The organism is Xanthomonas translucens pv. undulosa (assembly GCF_017301775.1).
GTDB lineage: Bacteria > Pseudomonadota > Gammaproteobacteria > Xanthomonadales > Xanthomonadaceae > Xanthomonas_A > Xanthomonas_A translucens.
This window is the reverse complement of the sequence record NZ_CP063993.1, coordinates 3,030,017-3,047,669: the sequence shown is the minus strand read 5'-3', so window position 1 is coordinate 3,047,669 and position 17,653 is coordinate 3,030,017. Positions and strand designations below refer to the sequence as shown.

Genomic DNA, 17,653 nt, shown 5'->3' with positions numbered 1-17,653 from the left:
GCGCCGCGTCTGGCGCCGTCCGCTCGCACCTTCGGTTCGCGACTCCTTCGCCGTCACAGCGCGCCCGCGCGCCGGAGTTGCACCATGTCGTCCCGCCTGCTTTCGGTCGCGATCGCGTCCGCCCTGTCCCTGCCCTCGCTGGCGCTCGCCGCCGATGCCGCCACCGACCTGGACCAGGTCCTGGTCACCGCCACCCGCACCCAGATCGCGGTGGAGGACAGCGTGGTCCCGGCGCAGGTGATCGACCGCGCCGAGATCGAGCGCAGCCAGGCCACGTCGCTGGCGCAACTGCTGCAGGGCCGCGCCGGCATCGGCGTGTCCAACCAGGGCGGTCTCGGCAAGCTGACCACGCTGAGCCTGCGCGGCAGCGAATCGGACCACGTGCTGGTGCTGGTGGACGGCGTGCGCATCGGCTCGGCCAGCGCCAGCCTGGCCGCGTTCCAGGACCTGCCGCTGAGCCAGATCGAGCGCATCGAGATCGTGCGCGGCCCGCGCTCGAGTCTGTACGGCTCCGATGCGATCGGCGGCGTGATCCAGATCTTCACCCGCCGCGGCGGCCAGGGCCTGCAGCAGAACCTGAGCCTGGGCGCCGGTAGCCACGGCCTGCGCGAAGCCAGCGCCGGCTTCAGCAACCGCGGCGAGCGCGGCTGGCTGTCGGTGCAGGGCGGCTACCAGAACACCGACGGCATCAACGCCTGCAACGGCTCGGCCACCCTGTTCGCCGGTTGCTTCGTCGACGAGCCGGACCGCGACGGCTACCGCAATACCTCGCTCAGCGCGCGCGGCGGCTATGCGCTGAGCGACACACTGCGCATCGAAGGCCAGGCGCTGAACATCGACAGCCGCAACGAGTACGACGGCGATGCGCTGTTCGCCGGCAACGAGGCCGACAACACCCAGCAGGTGGTCGGCGGCAAGCTCGACTGGACCCCGTCCGAGCGCGTGCACCTGGCCGCGCAGCTCGGCCGCAACACCGACCAGGCCGACAGCTACTACCACGCCGCCGGCAGCGACACGCGCAGCTTCGTCAGCACCTTCGACAGCCGCCGCGACAGCGCCTCGCTGCAGGGCGACTTCGGCTTGGCCGAAGGCAATCTGCTCAGCGCCGGCGCCGACTGGCAGCGCGAGCAAGTCACCGGCACCACCGCCTTCGATGTGGATCAGCGCGACAATACAGGCGTGTTCGCCGAGTACCAGGGCCGCTTCGGCGCGCAGCAGCTGCAGGCCAGCGTGCGCAGCGACGACAATGAACAGTTCGGCCAGCACACCACCGGCAGCCTCGGCTGGGGCCTGGCGCTGGACGGCGGCTTCAAGCTCACCGCCAGCCTCGGCACCGGCTTCAAGGCGCCGACCTTCAACGACCTGTACTACCCGTTCTCCGGCAATCCGGAACTGAAGCCGGAGAAGTCCAAGAGCGGCAACCTGGGCGTGGCGCAGTACGCCGATGCCTGGAACTGGACGTTCAACGTCTACGAAAACCGTGTTGACGACCTGATCTCCTACGACGCCGCCAGCTTCCTGCCGGTCAATGTGGACAAGGCGCGGATCCGCGGTGCCGAGCTGACCGGCTACGCCACGCTGGCCGGCTGGGAACTGTCGGCGCAGCTCAGCCACACCGATCCGCGCAACCGCAGCGATGGCGCCAACCGCGACAACTGGCTGGCGCGGCGCGCGCAGGACACCGCGCGGCTGGACGTGGACCGCGGCTTCGGCCCGGTCAAGCTCGGCGTCACCGCATTCGGCAGCGGCCACCGCTACGACGACGCGGCCAACAGCGTGCGCCTGGCCGGCTACGGCACGCTGGACCTGCGCGTGGAATACGCGTTCGCCGCGGACTGGACGCTGCAGGCCAAGGCCAGCAACGTGTTCGATCGCGATTACCAGACCATCAACTGGTACAACCAGCCCGGCCGCGAATACGCGCTGACCCTGCGCTACGCACCCGCGGCGCGCTGAGTCTGGAAGGGCTGCGCCATTCGGCGCAGCCCGCTGCACGAACACGGATCCGCCTCCTGCGGTCTCGCCGACGCCGCTACAGCGTTTGGCGGTCGTGAACGCAACCTCCTCAATGCGAACGTGACAGTTGCCGCGATGCTGTGGGAGCGACTTCAGTCGCGACGGGCGCTACCAATAAGGCCCTTAGCGACTGAAGTCGCTCCCACAGTTTTTTCCGTGCCTGCACATGTCGGCAGTCCTCATGCCGTGCGTCGCGAACCAAGTGCAGACTGCGCGCACCTGTAGGAGCGGCTTCAGCCGCGACCGGGCTCTACCGGTAAAGCGTCGCGGCTGAAGCCGCTCCTACAGGGGGTGATCGACCGTCAGGCGATTGCAGCGGCAGCGACGCGCGCAGCGCCAGATGCCGCATGCGTGCCGCACGTGCGATAGCCCGCCTCACCCCAACGCCAGCAACTCGCGCAGGTCGTCCATCAGTAGCACCACGTCCGCCGCGGCCAGGTCCAGGTCGCGCGGATAGCCGTAGCGCACCAGCGCGGCCGGCATGCCGGCGGCATGCGCGGCCTGCAGGTCGGTGCCGGAATCGCCGACCATCAGGCAACGCGCCGGCGGCTGCGCGAACTGCTGCGCCAGATGCAGCAACGGCAGCGCGCTGGGCTTGCGTTCGGCCAGGCTGTCGCCGCCGAGCAGCGTGGCGAACGCATCGGCCACACCGAGATGGCGTAGCAACGGCAACACCAACGCCGACGGCTTGTTGGTGCACAGCGCCAGGGTCACGCCGCGCGCGCGCAACTGTGCCAGCGCTTCGGCCACGCCCGGGTACAGGCGCGGGCTGCGCAGCAGGCAGGCTGCGTAGTGGCGCATGAAGGTCGGCATCACCGCGTCGATCGGGGTGGCGTCGTGCGCATGCCCCCACGCGGCCTCGACCAGCTTGCGTACGCCTTCGCCGATCCAGCCGAGCACGGTGGCCTCCGGCACGCGCGCCAGACCGAAGTCGGCCAGGGTGCGATTGAGCGCTTCGGCGATATCGGCGCCGCTGTCCACCAGGGTACCGTCCAGATCGAACACCACCAGCGCATACGGAAATGTCATGTCGTTCCTGGGTGCGAAAAGCGGCGCCCATTGTAGGCGCCGCGCTCCCTCGCGATCCCCGTACGGCACTTCGCCGAAACGCGCCGCCAGGACATCCAGGAACACGCGCAAGATCGCCGCCTGCTGCCGGCCCTATGCGGGCACGCCGCAGGGGAAGTGCGCAGGCCATGCACGAAGCGCCGGCGCGCGTCAGCGGAACAGCCGCCCCTGGGTCTGCATCGGCTCGGGTTCGTGGAAGCCGGCAAGGCCCACGCCGACCAGCCGGTAGCGGGTGGACGCGGGCAAGTCCACGCGCTGGCGCAGGGCCAGCGCGATGTCGGTCAGCGCCTGCAGCGAATCCGGCGGCTGCTCGGGCGTGAAGCTGCGGGTCAGGATGCGGAACTGCGCGGTCTTCAGCTTCAGCACCACGGTGCGGGCGATGCGCTCGGTGCGGCGGGTCGCGGTCCAGGTCTTTTCCGCCAGCAGCCGGATCGCCGGCTCCAGCGCGTCCAGCGCCAGGTCTTCGGCGAAGGTGTCTTCCGAAGAAATCGACTGCACCTGCTGGTCCGCTTCCACCGGGCGCTGGTCGATGCCGCGCGCACGCTGGTACAGGCGCAAGCCGAAACTGCCAAAGCGCGCCTCCAGTTCCACTTCGCCGTGCGTGCGCAGGTCGCCGACGGTGACGATGCCCAACTCCGCCAGCTTGGCCTGCATCACCTTGCCCACGCCCGGCACCTTGCTGACCGGCAGCGGGGTCAGGAACGCGTCCACCTGGTGCGGGCGGATCACGAACTGGCCATCGGGCTTGCGCCAGTCCGAGGCGATCTTGGCCAGGAACTTGTTCGGCGCGATGCCGGCCGAGGCGGTCAGCGCGGTTTCCTCGCGGATCTGCGCACGGATGGTCTGCGCGATCTCGGTGGCGGTGGCCAGTTCGCCCTTGGGCTCGGTGACGTCGAGATAGGCTTCGTCCAGCGATAGCGGCTCGATCAGATCGGTGTGGCGCTGGAAGATCTCGCGCACCTGCCGCGACACCGCCTTGTAACGCGCGAAATCCGGCGGCACGAAAATCGCGTCCGGACACAGCCGTTCTGCACGCAGCGCGGGCATCGCCGAGCGGATGCCGAACACGCGCGCCTCATACGACGCGGCGCACACCACCGACCGCATGCCGCGCCAGGCCACTACCACCGGCTTGCCGCGCAATGCGGGATCGTCACGCTGCTCCACGGACGCGTAGAACGCATCCATGTCGACGTGAATGATCTTGCGCATCGGCCCTGCACCCTACGCCAGCGAACGGTAGCGGCATGATAAGCCAGGCCCGCGCATGCACCGAGAACGCACGCCTTGACCTTGCGCACGGCCAACCATGGCGGCACGGCCTACGCTACGCGTGCGTACGGATAAAACGTTTGATTGAAAGCGCAGGCGTCGTGCACGCTTGCGCGCCTCGACTGTCTGCCCTGGGAAATCACTCATGAGCCGCCTCACTTCGTATTCACGCGAACACCTTCTCGCCAGCGCGCGCGGCGAACTGTTCGGCGCCGAGGCCGCACGGCTGCCCAACGATCCGATGCTGATGTTCGACCGCATCAGCCACATCGACGACAACGGCGGCACGCACGGCAAGGGCGTGGTCCGCGCCGAACTCGACGTGCGCCCGGACCTGTGGTTCTTCGGCTGCCATTTCATCGACGATCCGGTGATGCCCGGTTGCCTGGGCCTGGATGCGCTGTGGCAATTGACCGGTTTCTTCCTGACCTGGATCGGCGCGCCCGGCCGCGGCCGCGCGCTGGGCGTGGGCGAAGTGAAGTTCAGCGGACAGGTGCTGCCGACCGCCAAGCAGGTGGTCTACGAGCTGGACATCAGCCGGGTCATCAACCGCAAGCTGGTGATGGCAGTGGCCGACGGGCGCATGTCGGTGGACGGCCGCGAGATCTACACAGCCAAGGACCTGCGCGTGGGCCTGTTCACCTCGACGGAGGCGTTCTGATGCGCCGCGTCGCGATCACCGGCATGGGCATCACCTCATGCCTGGGCAACGACCTGGACACGGTGTCGCGCGCGCTGCGCGAGAGCCGCGCCGGCATCCGCGCCAACCTCGAGGCGGCCGAACACGGCCTGCGCAGCCAGGTCGCCGGCGACGTGCAGCTGGACCTGGAAGCGCTGGTCGATCGCAAGCTCAAGCGCTTCATGGGCGACGCGTCGGCGTACGCCTACCTGGCGCTGCGCGATGCGATCGCCGACGCCGGCCTGGACGAGGCCGTGGTCAGCGACGTGCGCACCGGCCTGATCGCCGGTTCCGGCGGCGGTTCCAGCCACTGGCAGGTGGAAGCGGCGGATTTGCTGCGCAACCGCGGCGTGCGCAAGGTCGGCCCGTACATGGTGCCGCGCACGATGTGCTCGGCGGTCTCGGCCAGCCTGGCCACCGCGTTCAAGATCAAGGGCGTCAGCTATTCGCTGTCGGCGGCGTGCGCGACCTCGGCGCACTGTATCGGCGCGGCCGCGGACCTGATCCGCCACGGCCAGCAGGACGTGATGTTCGCCGGCGGCGGCGAAGAGCTGGATTGGACCATGAGCCTGATGTTCGATGCGATGGGCGCGCTGTCCAGCGGCTTCAACGAGCGCCCGGCAGTGGCCTCGCGCCCGTACGACGCCGAGCGCGACGGCTTCGTCATCGCCGGCGGCGGCGGCATGCTGGTGCTGGAAGACTACGAGCGCGCGGTGGCGCGCGGCGCGCGCATCCATGCCGAACTGCTCGGCTACGGCGTGACCTCCGACGGCGCCGACATGGTCGCGCCGTCCGGCGAAGGCGCGGTGCGCTGCATGCAGATGGCGATGCAGGGCGTGGCTGCGCCGATCGACTACCTCAACACGCACGGCACCTCGACGCCGCTGGGCGACGTGACCGAGCTGGGCGCGGTACGCGAGGTGTTCGGCGATGCGGTGCCGCCGCTGTCCTCGACCAAGGCGCTGTCCGGGCATTCGCTGGGCGCGGCCAGCGTGCACGAGGCGATCTACTGCCTGCTGATGATGCGCGACGGCTTCATCGCCGGCTCGGCCAACATCGACGCGCTGGACCCGCGCGCCGAGGGTTTCCCGATCGTGCGCGAGAGCCGCGAGGCGACGCTGCGTACGGTGATGTCCAACAGCTTCGGCTTCGGCGGCACCAACGCCACGCTGGTGTTCGGGCGCGGTTGAAGCGCAACGCGACGGGAGCGCGCCGCACCCCGGTTGCGGCGTGGCCGTTGCCCTGATCGAAGCGACGGCGCGGATGCGCCCGTCGCTTGCCGATGCCGGATCAGGGCGCCACAGCGGACCCATGCGGCGGCGGCGGATCTTCTGCGCTGGCGCCGTCGCCAGCAGGCGCTGCGGTGCACGCCGAACCAAGCGCGGCGATCGCGCCCACGCCCCATGCCAGCGACGATGCGGCGCCCAGATTGGCGGCCTTGACGGGTGCGTCCTGTTGCGCAGCGCTCGCGGCGGCGGCGGCCAGGGCGGCGGCGGCGACATTGGCGGCGCCACTGACCCCCTGCAGCACTCGGCTGGGAAGATGGCGGCCGGCATCGCTGCCGGCGCGCACCATGTTGGCGGCTCCGTTCACAGCCCACGCCGCCGCAGACGCGTAAGCCAGCGTGCTGGCGCTGCTTGCGCCGATCCACGGTTGCACTGCGCCGAGCACGCCGGCGACGCCGCCCAGGGCGTTGGCGCCGGTGACGAGCAGCGGCGGTGAAGCGCTGCCGACCTGCGTGAGGCCAGCGCCTCCGGCCCACAGGGCACCGCTGAGCGTCCCGGTCAGCTTCGCCGCATCCGGCGCCGCAGACAGCCGCGAGGCCGCCAAGGACAAGCCGGACGCAAGCGCGTCCAGCGCCGGCCCGCCATAGCTGCCAACCTGCCGCAGCGCGCTCGGCGGCGCCGACTGCGCCCGGGCATCCGTCACCGGCGCACGCCTCGGCGCAGCGCGCGCCGGCGCTGGCGTCAATCCGGAGAGCGCGGCGCTGGCGGACGGCAGAAGCGAAGGCGCGGCGATGGTGGCCGCGCCGCTGGCGCCGGCTTCCAGATCGATGCGCGGGTGGGACGTGGAAGACACTGCGCGGACAGCCATCTGCGATCTCGTTGCTGGGTTACCGCACACGCTACGCAAACACCGCACAAATCCGCCATAAAGCCAGCCTCTGCGCGCATAAATTATGCGTTGCGACACCGGCATCGGCGCATGCGGTTGCAATGGCGTTCACCGAACGCGCAGCGGCCAAGGCGCGCGCTATGCCGGCCGGCCTGCTCCTCGCCGCGCCGCGCCGCGCACCAGGCGGCGCGGCGCACGCGGATCACCCCGCCATGCCGCTGTGCCGCAGCAAGGCATCCAGCTCCGGCGCGCGGCCGCGGAAGGCGGTGAAGTTCTGCAGCGCCGGTCGGCTGCCGCCGCGCGCCAGGATCTCGTGCAGGAAGCGCGCGCCGGTGGCGGCCAACTGGTCCGGCGCTTCCTCGAACGCGGCATAGGCGTCGGCGCTGAGCACTTCGGCCCATTTGTAGCTGTAGTAGCCGGCGCCGTAGCCGCCGGCGAAAATGTGACTGAACTGGTGCGGGAAGCGGTTCCAGGCCGGCGGGCGGTTCACCGCGACCTCGTCGCGCACGCGTTCGAGCAGTTGCAGCATGCTGTCGCCGGCGACATCGAAGGCGTGATGCAACTGCATGTCGAAGAGCGCGAATTCCAGCTGGCGCACGGTGAACATGCCGCTCTGGTAGTTCTTCGCCGCCAGCATCTTGTCGAACAGCGCGCGCGGCAGCGGTTCACCGCTGTCCACGTGCGCGGTCATCGCCTGCAGCCTCGGCCATTCCCAGCAGAAGTTCTCCATGAACTGGCTTGGGAGTTCCACCGCGTCCCATTCCACGCCGTTGATGCCGGCCACGCCGAGTTCGCCGACCTGGGTCAGCAACTGGTGCAGGCCGTGGCCCATTTCGTGGAACAGGGTGGTGACTTCGTTGTGGGTGAAGGTGGCCGGCTTGCCGTCGCCGCCGCGGCCGAAGTTGCACACCAGGTACACCAGCGGCGTCTGCACGCCGTCGGCGCGGTCGCGGCGGTTGCGGCAATCGTCCATCCAGGCGCCGCCGCGCTTGCCCTCACGCGCGTACAGGTCCAGGTAGAACTGTCCGACCAGGCGGCCTTGCGCATCGCTGACGCGGAACAGGCGCACGTCCGGATGCCACACCGGCGCCGTGTCCGCTTGCACCTGCAGGCCGTACAGGTCGTTGATGACGCCGAACAGGCCGTCCAGCACCTTCGGTTCGGTGAAGTAGTGCTTCACTTCCTGCTCGGAGAAGCTGTAGCGCGCCTGCTTGAGCTTTTCGCTGGCATAGGCCAGGTCCCAGGCCTGCAGCTCGTCCAGGCCCAGGTGTTCGCGCGCATAGGCTTCCAGTTCGGCGCGGTCGCGCTGCGCGTAGGGCTTGGCGCGCGCGGCCAGGTCGCGCAGGAAACCCAGCACCTCGTCGGGGCTGCGCGCCATCTTGGTCGCCAGCGAATACTCGGCGTAACTGGCGAAGCCGAGCAGGCCGGCCAGTTCGCCACGCAGCGCCAGGATGCGTTCGATCGCTGCGCTGTTGTCCAGCGCCGGGTCGCCGAATTCCGAGGCGCGGATCGCGTTGGCGCGGTACAGGGTCTCGCGCAGCGCGCGCTCCTCGGCGTACATCTGCACCGGTAGGTAGCACGGCATCTGCAGGGTCAGCTTCCAGCCGGCCTGGCCGTCCTTGTCCGCTGCCGCGCGCGCTGCGGCCACCACGTCGTCGGGCAGGCCGGCCAGACGCGACGGTTCGTCGATGAGCAGCGACCACGCATCGGTGGCGTCGAGTACGTTCTGCGAAAACTTCGCCGACAGCGCCGACAGTTCTTCCTGGATCGCGGCGAAACGCTGCTTGTCGGCATCGCCCAGTTCGGCGCCGCCCAGGCGGAAATCGCGCAGCGCGTTGTCCAGCACCTTGCGCCGCGCGGCGTCGTAAACGGCGGCCTCGGGCGTGGCGGCCAGCGCGCGGTATTGCGCGAACAGCGCCAGGTTCTGCCCCAGCGCACTGGAGAAGCGGGTCAGCTTGGGCAGGTTGGTGTTGTAGGCCTCGCGCAGCGCCGGCGTATTGACTACGCCCTGCAGGTGATTGACCTGGCCCCAGGCGCGCCACAGGCGCTCGGTGGCATCGTCCAGCGGCACCACGAAGCTGTCCCAGCGCACCGGCGCGACCTGCTCGGCGTGCGCGACCGCGGCTTCGGCGGCGGCCAGCAGCGCGTCGATCGCCGGGCCGATGTGCTCGGGCTGGATCGCATCGAAGCGCGGCAGGCCGGAAAAATCGAGCAGGGGATTGGTCATCGCAGGAATCTCGGTAGCGGGGGAAGGGCCGGCGCTGCCGGCCTCGAGGGAGATATGGCGGTCACGACAACGCGGCACAAGCCAGCGGCGGCAAGCCGGCGCCGGCCACCGCCGCGGCCAGCTGCGCATCGGCCTGCGCCACGTCGATGCCGTGCTCGCGGTACCAGTCCGGCCGGTAGTAGCTGTGCCCGTAGCGCTCGCCGCTGTCGCACAGGATGGTGACGATGGAACCGCTGCGGCCGTGCTCGCGCATCCGCGTCGCCGCTTGCAGCACGCCGACGAAGTTGGTGCCGGTGGAACCGCCGACGCGCCGGCCCAGGCGCGCAGTGACATAGCGCATCGCCGCCAGGCTCAGCGCATCCGGCACCTTGACCATCGCATCGATGCAGCTGGGGATGAAGCTCGATTCCACCCGCGGCCGGCCGATGCCCTCGATGCGCGACCCGCCGGTACTGGCCAGGCCGGCGTAGTCGCGCCCGGCCAGCGCTTCGCAATAGCCTTCGAAGAACACCGACACCTCCGGATCCGCGCACAGGATGCGGGTGGCGTGGCGGCGGTAGCGCACGTAGCGGCCGAGCGTGGCGGCGGTGCCGCCGGTGCCGGGGCTGCACACGATCCATGCCGGCACCGGATGCGGCTCTTCCTGCATCTGCCGGAAGATCGATTCGGCGATGTTGTTGTTGGCGCGCCAGTCGGTGGCACGCTCGGCGTACAGGAACTGGTCCATGAAGTGGCCGCCGCTCTCGCGCGCCAGCTGCACCGAATCGGCGTGCAGGTCGCAGGCGCGTTCGACCAGGTGGCAGCGCCCGCCCTGGAATTCGATCGCGGCGATCTTTTCCGGCGAGGTGGTCGCCGGCATCACCGCGATGAACGGCAACCCCAGCAGGCGCGCGAAATAGGCTTCGGACACCGCGGTGGAGCCGCTGGAGGCCTCGATCACCGGCCGCCCCTCGTGCAGCCAGCCGTTGGCCAGCGCGTACAGGAACAGCGAACGCGCCAGGCGGTGCTTGAGGCTGCCGGTGGGATGGCTGGACTCGTCCTTGAAATACAGATCAATGCCCGGGAAACCGGGCAGCTCCAGCGGAATCAGGTGGGTGTCGGCCGAGCGGTTGAAATCGGCTTCGATCTTCTGGATGGCGTTGGCCACCCAATCGCGATAGGTCATGACGGTACGCAGGACGGAAAAATCGCGTCCACGATACACGCCCGCCCCGGCCCCGGGGCTGCGCCGGAGCGGCGCTGGGCCGCGATGTTCACCTGCCGGCGGCGCTGGCGGCGGCGACCGCTCAGCGCGGCACCACGCCGAAACCGGCATCGGCGATGACGCGTTCGATCGCCGCCGCATCGATGCGCGCGGCGTCGTACTCCACCTCCACGCGCCCGCCGTCCAGCACCACCAGCGCCGCGGCGACCCCGGCGCTGGCCTGCAGCACCCGCTGCAAACGCGCCGCGCAGCCGCCGCAGGTCATGCCATGGACCGTGAGTTGGATGTGCTGCATTGCCGTGTCCTGGTTTGGAAAGAGCGTTGCCGCCGCACCACGCTCAGCGCGGCCGCCAGCGGTTCAGCAGCAGGGAATTGGCCAGTACCGAGACCGAACTCAGCGCCATCGCCGCGCCGGCGAGCACCGGATTGAGCAGGCCGAACGCGGCCAGCGGGATCCCGAGCACGTTGTAGACCAAAGCGAAGAACAGGTTCTGGCGGATCTTGCGCAAGGTCACCGCGGACAGGTCGATGGCGGTGGCCACGCCGTCCAGGTCGCCATGCACCAGCACCACGTCGGCGGCCTCCACCGCGATGTCCGAGCCGGCGCCGATGGCGAAGCTGACGTCGGCCGCGGCCAGCGCCGGCGCATCGTTGATGCCGTCGCCAACCATGCCGACGTGCGCGCCGGGTTCGGCCTGCAGGCGCCGCACTTCCTCGGCCTTGTGCTGCGGCAACACCTCGGCCAGCACGCGCTGAATGCCGACTTGCGCGGCCACGGCCTGCGCGACATGGCGGTTGTCGCCGCTGAGCATGATCACCTCGATGCCGCGCGCCTTGAGCCGCGCCACCGCGTCCAGGGCACCGTCGCGCAGCGGATCGGCGATGGCGATGTAGCCGGCGAGGCGGCCGTCCAGCGCGATACCGACCACGCTTTGGCCCTGCGCCTGCGCCGCCTCGGCCCGCTGCAGCAGTTCGGCATCCAGCGGCGGCGCGCACAACCCGCGCAGCCACGCCAGCGACCCCAGCGCCACCGCCTGGCCAGCGACCCGGCCGCGCACGCCCTGCCCGGGCAGCGTCTCCACCGCCTGTGGCGTTGCCACCGGCAGCGCCGCGCGCACGCCGTCGTCGGCGGCACGGCGCACGATCGCAACCGCCAGCGGATGCGCGGAACCGGCCTCCAACGCCGCCGCCAGGCGCAGCAGCGCGGTGGCATCGCCGCCCTGCGCCACGCCGATCGCGGTCACCTGCGCGCGGCCCTCGGTCAGGGTGCCGGTCTTGTCCAGCACCAGCGTGGTCAGCGCACGGGCGCGCTCCAGCACCTCGGCGTTGCGGATCAGGATGCCGGCGCGGGCGCCCACGCCGGTGCCGACCATGATCGCGGTCGGCGTGGCCAGGCCCAACGCGCACGGACAGGCGATCACCAGCACCGCCACCGCGTGCACCAGCGCGGTGGCGAAACTGGCGCCGAGCCACCAGGTCGCGGCCAGGGTGAGCGCGGCGATGGCGATCACCGCCGGCACGAACACCGCGGCGATGCGATCGACCAGGTGCTGGATCGGCGCCTTGGAACCCTGCGCCGCATCGACCATGCGGATGATCTGCGCCAGCAGCGTGTCGGCGCCGACCCCGGTGGCGCGCGCGCGCAGCAGGCCGAACTGGTTCACGGTGGCCGCGAACAGGCGGCTGCCCGGCTCCTTGGCCACCGGCATCGCCTCGCCGGACAGCATCGCCTCGTCCACGCTGGAACGGCCGTCGAGCACCTCGCCGTCCACCGGCACGCGCTCACCGGCGGCGACCACGAACACATCGCCGACCACCAGCTCGGCCACCTCGACCTCCACCAGCACGCCGTCGCGCTCCACCCTGGCGGTCTTGGGCTTGAGGTCGAGCAGCGCGCGGATCGCCGAGGAGGTCCTGCGCCTGGCGCGCGCTTCCAGCAGGCGCCCGAGCAGGATCAAGGTGATGATCGAGGCGCTGGCCTCGAAGTACACGTGCTGCCCGGCCAGGCCGAACACGGTGACCGCGGCGCTGTACAGGTAGGCCATGCTGGTGCCGAGCGCGACCAGCACGTCCATGTTGGCGCGGCCGTTGCGCAAGGCAATGAACCCGGCGCGGTAGAAGCGCGCGCCGAGCCAGAACTGCACCGGCGTGGCCAGCAGCAGCTGCAGCCAGCGCGGCAACGGCTCGGCGTGCTGGCCGCCGAGCGCATGCGCGATGGCGGAGACGTCCAGCATGCCGAACATCTGCACGAACAACGGCAGGGTCAGCAGCATCGCCACGGCGAACCGGCCCAGCTCGTGGTGCCAGGCGCGGCGCTCGGCCTGTTCGCGCGCGTGTAGCTGGGTCTGGTCCAGCGCGCGCACGACGCTGGCGCCGAAGCCGGCGCTGCCGATCCGCGCAATGATGTCGGCCGGCGCGACCAGTTCCGCCACGTATTCCACACGCGCCCTGGCCGAGGCCAGGTTGACGTTGCCAGTGATCACCCCGGGCGTGTTCGCCAGCACTGCTTCGATCGCGGACGCGCAGGACGCGCAGCGCATGCCCCCGAGGTCCAGCGTCAGCATCTGCGTCGGCACCGTATAGCCGGCCTGGCCGATGCGTTGCAGCAGCGTCTGCGTATCCACCTGCTGCGGGTCGTAGTGCAGGCGCACGCGCGCGGCGGCGTAATTGGCCTGGGCGTCGACGCCAGGCAACTGCCTGAGCGCCTGCTCCAGAACGACGGCGCAGGACGCGCAACTCATGCCGTGCACCGGCAGGCTCAGCGTGGCGGTGCCGCCGGCCGTGTTCACGGCTGCACCTTGCCCGGCGCAGCGTCGCCGCGGATGTCGCCGAGGATCGGGCAGCACGCCGGTTCGCCGTGGCCCGGGCATTCGGCGACCAGCACGGCCAGCGCGTCGCGCATCTCGGTCAGTTGCGCGATGCGCCGGTCCAGTGCGTGCAGGCGCACGCGCGCGCGCTGCTTGATGCCTTCCACGCCATGCAGGCGATCGTCCTGCAGCGCGAGCAGGTCGCGGATTTCTTCCAGCGAGAAGCCCAGGTCCTTGGCGCGGCGGATGCAACGCACCCGCTCCACCGCGGCCGCATCGTAGTCGCGGTAGCCGGAGGCGCGCCGCGGCGGCGCCGGCAGCAGGCCCTGGCGCTCGTAGTAGCGCACCGTGTCGATGGCGACATCGGCCTGGCGCGCGAGCGCGCCGATGGTGAAGCGGGACGGAGTGGCGACCGGATTCATGCGTGCAAGCTACTCCCTGGAGGCTGGTCCAGGGTCAAGCCATTGTCGCCGTTGCGCGGGAATTGTTCATTGGCGGCTCACGCTGGCACCAACCCCTTGCCGCGCAGGCGTTCGCCGGACATGGACGCGCGCCCTGGACCCGACTCCAGGGGGCGCCGATAGCGCGCCGCGACGCCATCCCGGCGCTTGCCCGCCGCGATCACTGCAGTATTCTGCGCGTATCCCCTCGCCTGCCTTGCGTGTTCCGTGCCGATCTTCGCCTTGCTGACCCGCCTGCTGTTGTGCCTGAGCCTGCTGCTCAATGGCGCCGGCACGGCTGTGGCGATGCCGGGCATGGCCGCGACGCCGCAGCGCACGGACGCTGTGAGCTCCCCGCACCACGCCGCCGAGCAAGCGCCTGCCGCGCGCGTCGTCGCCACCGCGGCGATGCCGTGCCACCACCATGAGGCCGCAGCGCCCGCCGCGGAACATGGCGAGGGGCATTGCCCCAGGCAGGCCGGCAAGCGCGGTTGCTGCGGCACCGCGGCCGGCTGCCAGTGCGCGCATGCGCAGCCGCTGCCGGCGCTGATCGCGCTGCCGCTGGCGTTACCGGTCGCCGCGCAACAGCAGTTCCCGCACGGCCGCCAGGATGGCCGCGGCGCGCCCGGCCTGGCGCGGCTGGAGCGACCTCCCAGCGCCTGATCGCGACGCCGCCGCCCGCCCGGGTGGCGCCACGGCGACCGCGCATCCGCGCGCCGTCGCGTCTGCGCACGCACCGCCCACGCGGTCGCGCATCGCATCGCATCGAGGCTCGCTCATGAAACCACCTTCCTCCGGCCTGCCGACCCTGCCGTCGCGGCGCCGCTTCGTCACCGGACTGGCGCTGGGCGCCGCCGCCGGCCTCGGCGGCCTGTCGCTGCGGCAAGCCCAGGCCGCCACGCTGGCGCGCAACGGCGCCGTGCCGTCTCAACTGCATGGCACCGATTTCGACCTGAGCATCGGCAGCGCGCGGGTCAACTTCACTGGGCGCGAGCGCCCGGCCATCACCGTCAACGGCAGCGTGCCGGCGCCGATCCTGCGCTGGCGCGAAGGCGATACCGTCGAGGTGCGGGTCGCCAACCGCCTGCCCGGCCACACCCGGACTTCCGTGCACTGGCACGGCATCCTGCTGCCGGCGAACATGGACGGCGTGCCGGGCATGAGTTTCGACGGCATCCCTCCCGGCGAACGCTACCGCTACCGTTTCACCCTGCGCCAGTCCGGCACCTACTGGTACCACAGCCACTCGCTGCACCAGGAACAGGCCGGCCTGTACGGCGCGATCGTGATCGACCCGCTGCAGCCGCCGCCCTACCGCTACGACCGCGAACACGTGCTGCTGCTGTCGGACTGGACCGATCTGGACCCGGCGGCGCTGTTCCGGCGGCTGAAGAAGATGCCGTCCTACGACAACACCTACCAGCGCACCGTCGGCGACTTCCTGCGCGACGCGCACGAAGACGGCGTGCGCGCCACCCTCGCCGACCGCGGCAGGTGGGGACGCATGCGGATGACGCCCAGCGACCTGTCCGACGTCAACGCCAACACCTACACCTACCTGCTCAACGGCGTCGCCCCCGGCGGTAACTGGACCGGCGCATTCCGTCCCGGCGAGACACTGCTGCTGCGCCTGATCAACGCCTCCAGCATGACCTACTTCGACCTGCGCATTCCCGGGCTGAAGATGACCGTGGTCGCCGCCGACGGGCAATACGTGCACCCGGTGAGCGTGGACGAACTGCGCATCGCCGCGGCCGAGACCTACGACGTGCTGGTGGAACCCAACGGCCAGGACGCCTACACCGTGTTCGCCCAGGACATGGGCCGCACCGGCTACGCGCGCGGCACCCTGGCCGTGCGCCAGGGGCTGCAGGCGCCGGTGCCGGCGAACGACCCGCGCCCGCTGCTGCGCATGCAGGACATGGGACACGCCATGGGCGGGCACGCCGGCATGGACCATGGCGGCGCGGCCGCGATGCAAGGCATGGAAGGCGGCTGCGGCGCGAGCATGGGCATGACCGGCATGGCCGGCATGGACCATGCCGCGATGGAGCATGCGGCGATGGACCACGGCACGATGGACCACGGCGCGCATGCGGCCGGCGACGCCGGCGCGGCGCCCACGCATCCGCCCAGCGAACGCGGCAATCCGCTGGTGGACATGCAGTCCGCTGCCACCGCGCCGAAGCTGGACGATCCGGGCATCGGCCTGCGCGGCAACGGCCGCCGGGTGCTGACGTACGCCGACCTGCACAGCCTGTTCGACGACCCCGACGGCCGCGACCCAGGGCGCGAGATCGAACTGCACCTCACCGGCAACATGGAGAAGTTCGCCTGGTCCTTCGACGGCATCCCGTTCGCCAGCGCCGCGCCGCTGCGGCTCAACTACGGCGAGCGCCTGCGCATCGTGCTGGTCAACGACACGATGATGCAGCACCCGATCCACCTGCACGGCATGTGGAGCGACGTGGAGAATGCCGCCGGCCAGTTCCAGGTGCGCAAGCACACCGTGGACATGCCGCCGGGCACGCGCCGCAGCTACCGCGTGCGCGCCGATGCGCTGGGCCGCTGGGCCTACCACTGCCACCTGCTGTACCACATGGACGGCGGCATGATGCGCGAAGTGCGGGTGGACGCATGAACGCCACGCCGCGCGCCGCGCTGGCGCAGGCGCTCGGCCTGGCGCTGCTGTTCGCGCACGGTGCTGCGCGTGCGCAGATGGACATGCACCCGGCCACGAAAGAGCACGGCATGCCAAGCGCAGCGCAGGCCGATCGCGCCGTGCCGGACCCTGCCGGGATGCAGCCGGGGACTGTGGAGCCGGGACCAGGGACCGGGGACCGGGGACCCGGAAAAGCACAAGCGCGGCCTGCTCACTTCAGCTCAGCGGCGACGTCTAGCGGCGCCAGTGCGCCCGCTTCCGCGCTGCCGCGCGAGCCGATCCCGCCGCTCACCGACGCCGACCGCGCCGCCGCGTTCCCGGTCCTGCGTACGCACGCGATGCTGCATGCGCCACCGCGCACCAGCTATCTGCTGTTCGATCGTCTGGAGGGCTGGGATAACCACCACGGCAGCGGCCAGGCCTGGGAAGCCAGCGCCTGGTACGGCGGCGACATCGATCGGCTGTGGCTGCGCAGCGAAGGCGCGCGCAGCGGCGGCCGTACCGAAGCGGCGGAGCTGGACGCGCTGTACGGCCACGCGGTCTCTCCGTGGTGGGATCTGCTGGTCGGGGTGAAACAGGGCCTCGCCCCGGGCGATGCCCGCACCTCGGCCGCATTCGGCGTGCAGGGCATGGCGCCTTACAAGTTCGAGGTCGCGGCCACGCTGTATATCGGCGAAGGCGGCAGCGCCAGTGCACGCCTGCAAGGTGAATACGACGTGCTGCTGAGCAACCGCTGGATCCTGCAGCCGCGGCTGGAAGCAGAGGCGGCGTTCGCCGACGATCGCGCGCACGGCGTCGGCAGCGGCCTGTCCTCGATCGAGGCTGGCCTGCGCCTGCGCTACGAAATCAGCCGCCGCTTCGCGCCGTATCTCGGCGTGGTCCACGAACGCGCCTTCGGCGCAACCGCCGGCTATCGGCGCGACGCGGGAGACGCCGCGCGCGACACGCGTGTCGTCGCCGGCGTACGCATCTGGTTTTAGCGACTGCCAGAGGATTCTTTCCCGTCCATTTGAACGGCAATGGCCCTTGTAGGAGCGGCTTCAGCCACGACAGGTTACCCATAGATCCTGTCGCGGCTGAAGCCGCTCCTACACCGCTTCGCCAACCGTAATGGCAGGACGCGCATCAGGCGACACCACGGCGCCCAGCAACCGCTTCCTCAC

The 17,653-nt window shown here is 70.5% G+C and carries 14 protein-coding genes; 6 read left to right on the top strand and 8 right to left on the bottom strand.

Annotation, left to right across the window (positions count from 1 at the left end):
* Positions 1 to 84 precede the first annotated feature (84 nt).
* Positions 85 to 1,956, top strand: coding sequence for a TonB-dependent vitamin B12 receptor (gene btuB / locus ISN38_RS12930; RefSeq protein ID WP_058358411.1), 1,872 nt, complete (start codon positions 85 to 87; stop codon positions 1,954 to 1,956).
* Positions 1,957 to 2,391: 435 nt separating this feature from the next.
* Here btuB and gph read toward each other — a convergent pair whose 3' ends face one another.
* Together gph and dinB are read right to left on the bottom strand one after the other, a co-directional pair.
* A complete protein-coding gene (gene gph, locus ISN38_RS12925) occupies positions 2,392 to 3,045 on the bottom strand; it encodes a phosphoglycolate phosphatase (RefSeq protein ID WP_003473197.1) in 654 nt (217 codons plus the stop codon).
* 189 nt (positions 3,046 to 3,234) lie between these two features.
* Entirely contained in the window at positions 3,235 to 4,296 is a 1,062-nt protein-coding gene (gene dinB / locus ISN38_RS12920; protein ID WP_003473196.1) for a DNA polymerase IV, read from the bottom strand.
* 205 nt (positions 4,297 to 4,501) lie between these two features.
* On the opposite strand from dinB, the gene fabA reads away from it, so the two are divergent.
* Together fabA and fabB are read left to right on the top strand one after the other, a co-directional pair.
* Complete coding sequence (gene fabA / locus ISN38_RS12915) at positions 4,502 to 5,017, top strand: 3-hydroxyacyl-[acyl-carrier-protein] dehydratase FabA (RefSeq protein WP_003476023.1); 516 nt, start codon at positions 4,502 to 4,504, stop codon at positions 5,015 to 5,017.
* The gene (fabB, locus tag ISN38_RS12910) at positions 5,017 to 6,225 is read left to right on the top strand and encodes a beta-ketoacyl-ACP synthase I (RefSeq protein WP_206711841.1); all 1,209 of its coding nucleotides are present in this window, start codon (positions 5,017 to 5,019) and stop codon (positions 6,223 to 6,225) included. The genes fabA and fabB overlap by 1 nt, the downstream gene beginning before the upstream one ends.
* A 100-nt stretch (positions 6,226 to 6,325) precedes the next feature.
* On the opposite strand, the gene ISN38_RS12905 is transcribed toward fabB, so the two are convergent.
* The 6 genes from ISN38_RS12905 to ISN38_RS12880 form a co-directional block, all read right to left on the bottom strand.
* Positions 6,326 to 7,129, bottom strand: a complete 804-nt coding sequence (locus tag ISN38_RS12905; protein ID WP_003473188.1) for a hypothetical protein — start codon at positions 7,127 to 7,129, stop codon at positions 6,326 to 6,328.
* Between the two features lie 223 nt (positions 7,130 to 7,352).
* Positions 7,353 to 9,377, bottom strand: a complete 2,025-nt coding sequence (locus ISN38_RS12900; protein ID WP_003473187.1) for a M3 family metallopeptidase — start codon at positions 9,375 to 9,377, stop codon at positions 7,353 to 7,355.
* A gap of 61 nt (positions 9,378 to 9,438) precedes the next feature.
* A complete protein-coding gene (locus ISN38_RS12895) occupies positions 9,439 to 10,542 on the bottom strand; it encodes a PLP-dependent cysteine synthase family protein (protein WP_003473186.1) in 1,104 nt (367 codons plus the stop codon).
* A 121-nt stretch (positions 10,543 to 10,663) separates the two neighbouring features.
* Complete coding sequence (locus ISN38_RS12890; protein ID WP_047325327.1) at positions 10,664 to 10,876, bottom strand: heavy-metal-associated domain-containing protein; 213 nt, start codon at positions 10,874 to 10,876, stop codon at positions 10,664 to 10,666.
* Positions 10,877 to 10,919: 43 nt separating this feature from the next.
* Positions 10,920 to 13,370, bottom strand: a complete 2,451-nt coding sequence (locus ISN38_RS12885) for a heavy metal translocating P-type ATPase (protein ID WP_206711840.1) — start codon at positions 13,368 to 13,370, stop codon at positions 10,920 to 10,922.
* Entirely contained in the window at positions 13,367 to 13,810 is a 444-nt protein-coding gene (locus ISN38_RS12880) for a heavy metal-responsive transcriptional regulator (RefSeq protein WP_003473181.1), read from the bottom strand. The genes ISN38_RS12885 and ISN38_RS12880 overlap by 4 nt, the downstream gene beginning before the upstream one ends.
* Positions 13,811 to 14,056: 246 nt before the next feature.
* Between ISN38_RS12880 and ISN38_RS12875 the strand changes: the two genes are divergently transcribed.
* From ISN38_RS12875 to ISN38_RS12865, 3 genes are all read left to right on the top strand, one after another.
* Positions 14,057 to 14,491, top strand: coding sequence for a CopL family metal-binding regulatory protein (locus ISN38_RS12875; protein WP_003473175.1), 435 nt, complete (start codon positions 14,057 to 14,059; stop codon positions 14,489 to 14,491).
* Positions 14,492 to 14,606: 115 nt separating this feature from the next.
* On the top strand, positions 14,607 to 16,469 hold the full coding sequence (locus ISN38_RS12870; protein WP_003466231.1) for a copper resistance system multicopper oxidase: 1,863 nt from the start codon (positions 14,607 to 14,609) through the stop codon (positions 16,467 to 16,469).
* Positions 16,466 to 17,470 (top strand): copper resistance protein B, encoded by a 1,005-nt coding sequence (locus ISN38_RS12865; protein ID WP_003466233.1) that lies wholly within the window; start codon positions 16,466 to 16,468, stop codon positions 17,468 to 17,470. Before ISN38_RS12870 ends, ISN38_RS12865 begins: the two co-directional genes overlap by 4 nt.
* Positions 17,471 to 17,653 lie beyond the last annotated feature (183 nt).

Bases quoted from the DNA above. Each gene is read 5' to 3' on its own strand.
- btuB (WP_058358411.1), top strand. From the start codon at position 85: ATGTCGTCCCGCCTGCTTTCGGTCGCGATCGCGTCCGCCCTGTCCCTG.
- gph (WP_003473197.1), bottom strand. From the start codon at position 3,045: ATGACATTTCCGTATGCGCTGGTGGTGTTCGATCTGGACGGTACCCTG.
- dinB (WP_003473196.1), bottom strand. From the start codon at position 4,296: ATGCGCAAGATCATTCACGTCGACATGGATGCGTTCTACGCGTCCGTG.
- fabA (WP_003476023.1), top strand. From the start codon at position 4,502: ATGAGCCGCCTCACTTCGTATTCACGCGAACACCTTCTCGCCAGCGCG.
- fabB (WP_206711841.1), top strand. From the start codon at position 5,017: ATGCGCCGCGTCGCGATCACCGGCATGGGCATCACCTCATGCCTGGGC.
- ISN38_RS12905 (WP_003473188.1), bottom strand. From the start codon at position 7,129: ATGGCTGTCCGCGCAGTGTCTTCCACGTCCCACCCGCGCATCGATCTG.
- ISN38_RS12900 (WP_003473187.1), bottom strand. From the start codon at position 9,377: ATGACCAATCCCCTGCTCGATTTTTCCGGCCTGCCGCGCTTCGATGCG.
- ISN38_RS12895 (WP_003473186.1), bottom strand. From the start codon at position 10,542: ATGACCTATCGCGATTGGGTGGCCAACGCCATCCAGAAGATCGAAGCC.
- ISN38_RS12890 (WP_047325327.1), bottom strand. From the start codon at position 10,876: ATGCAGCACATCCAACTCACGGTCCATGGCATGACCTGCGGCGGCTGC.
- ISN38_RS12880 (WP_003473181.1), bottom strand. From the start codon at position 13,810: ATGAATCCGGTCGCCACTCCGTCCCGCTTCACCATCGGCGCGCTCGCG.
- ISN38_RS12870 (WP_003466231.1), top strand. From the start codon at position 14,607: ATGAAACCACCTTCCTCCGGCCTGCCGACCCTGCCGTCGCGGCGCCGC.
- ISN38_RS12865 (WP_003466233.1), top strand. From the start codon at position 16,466: ATGAACGCCACGCCGCGCGCCGCGCTGGCGCAGGCGCTCGGCCTGGCG.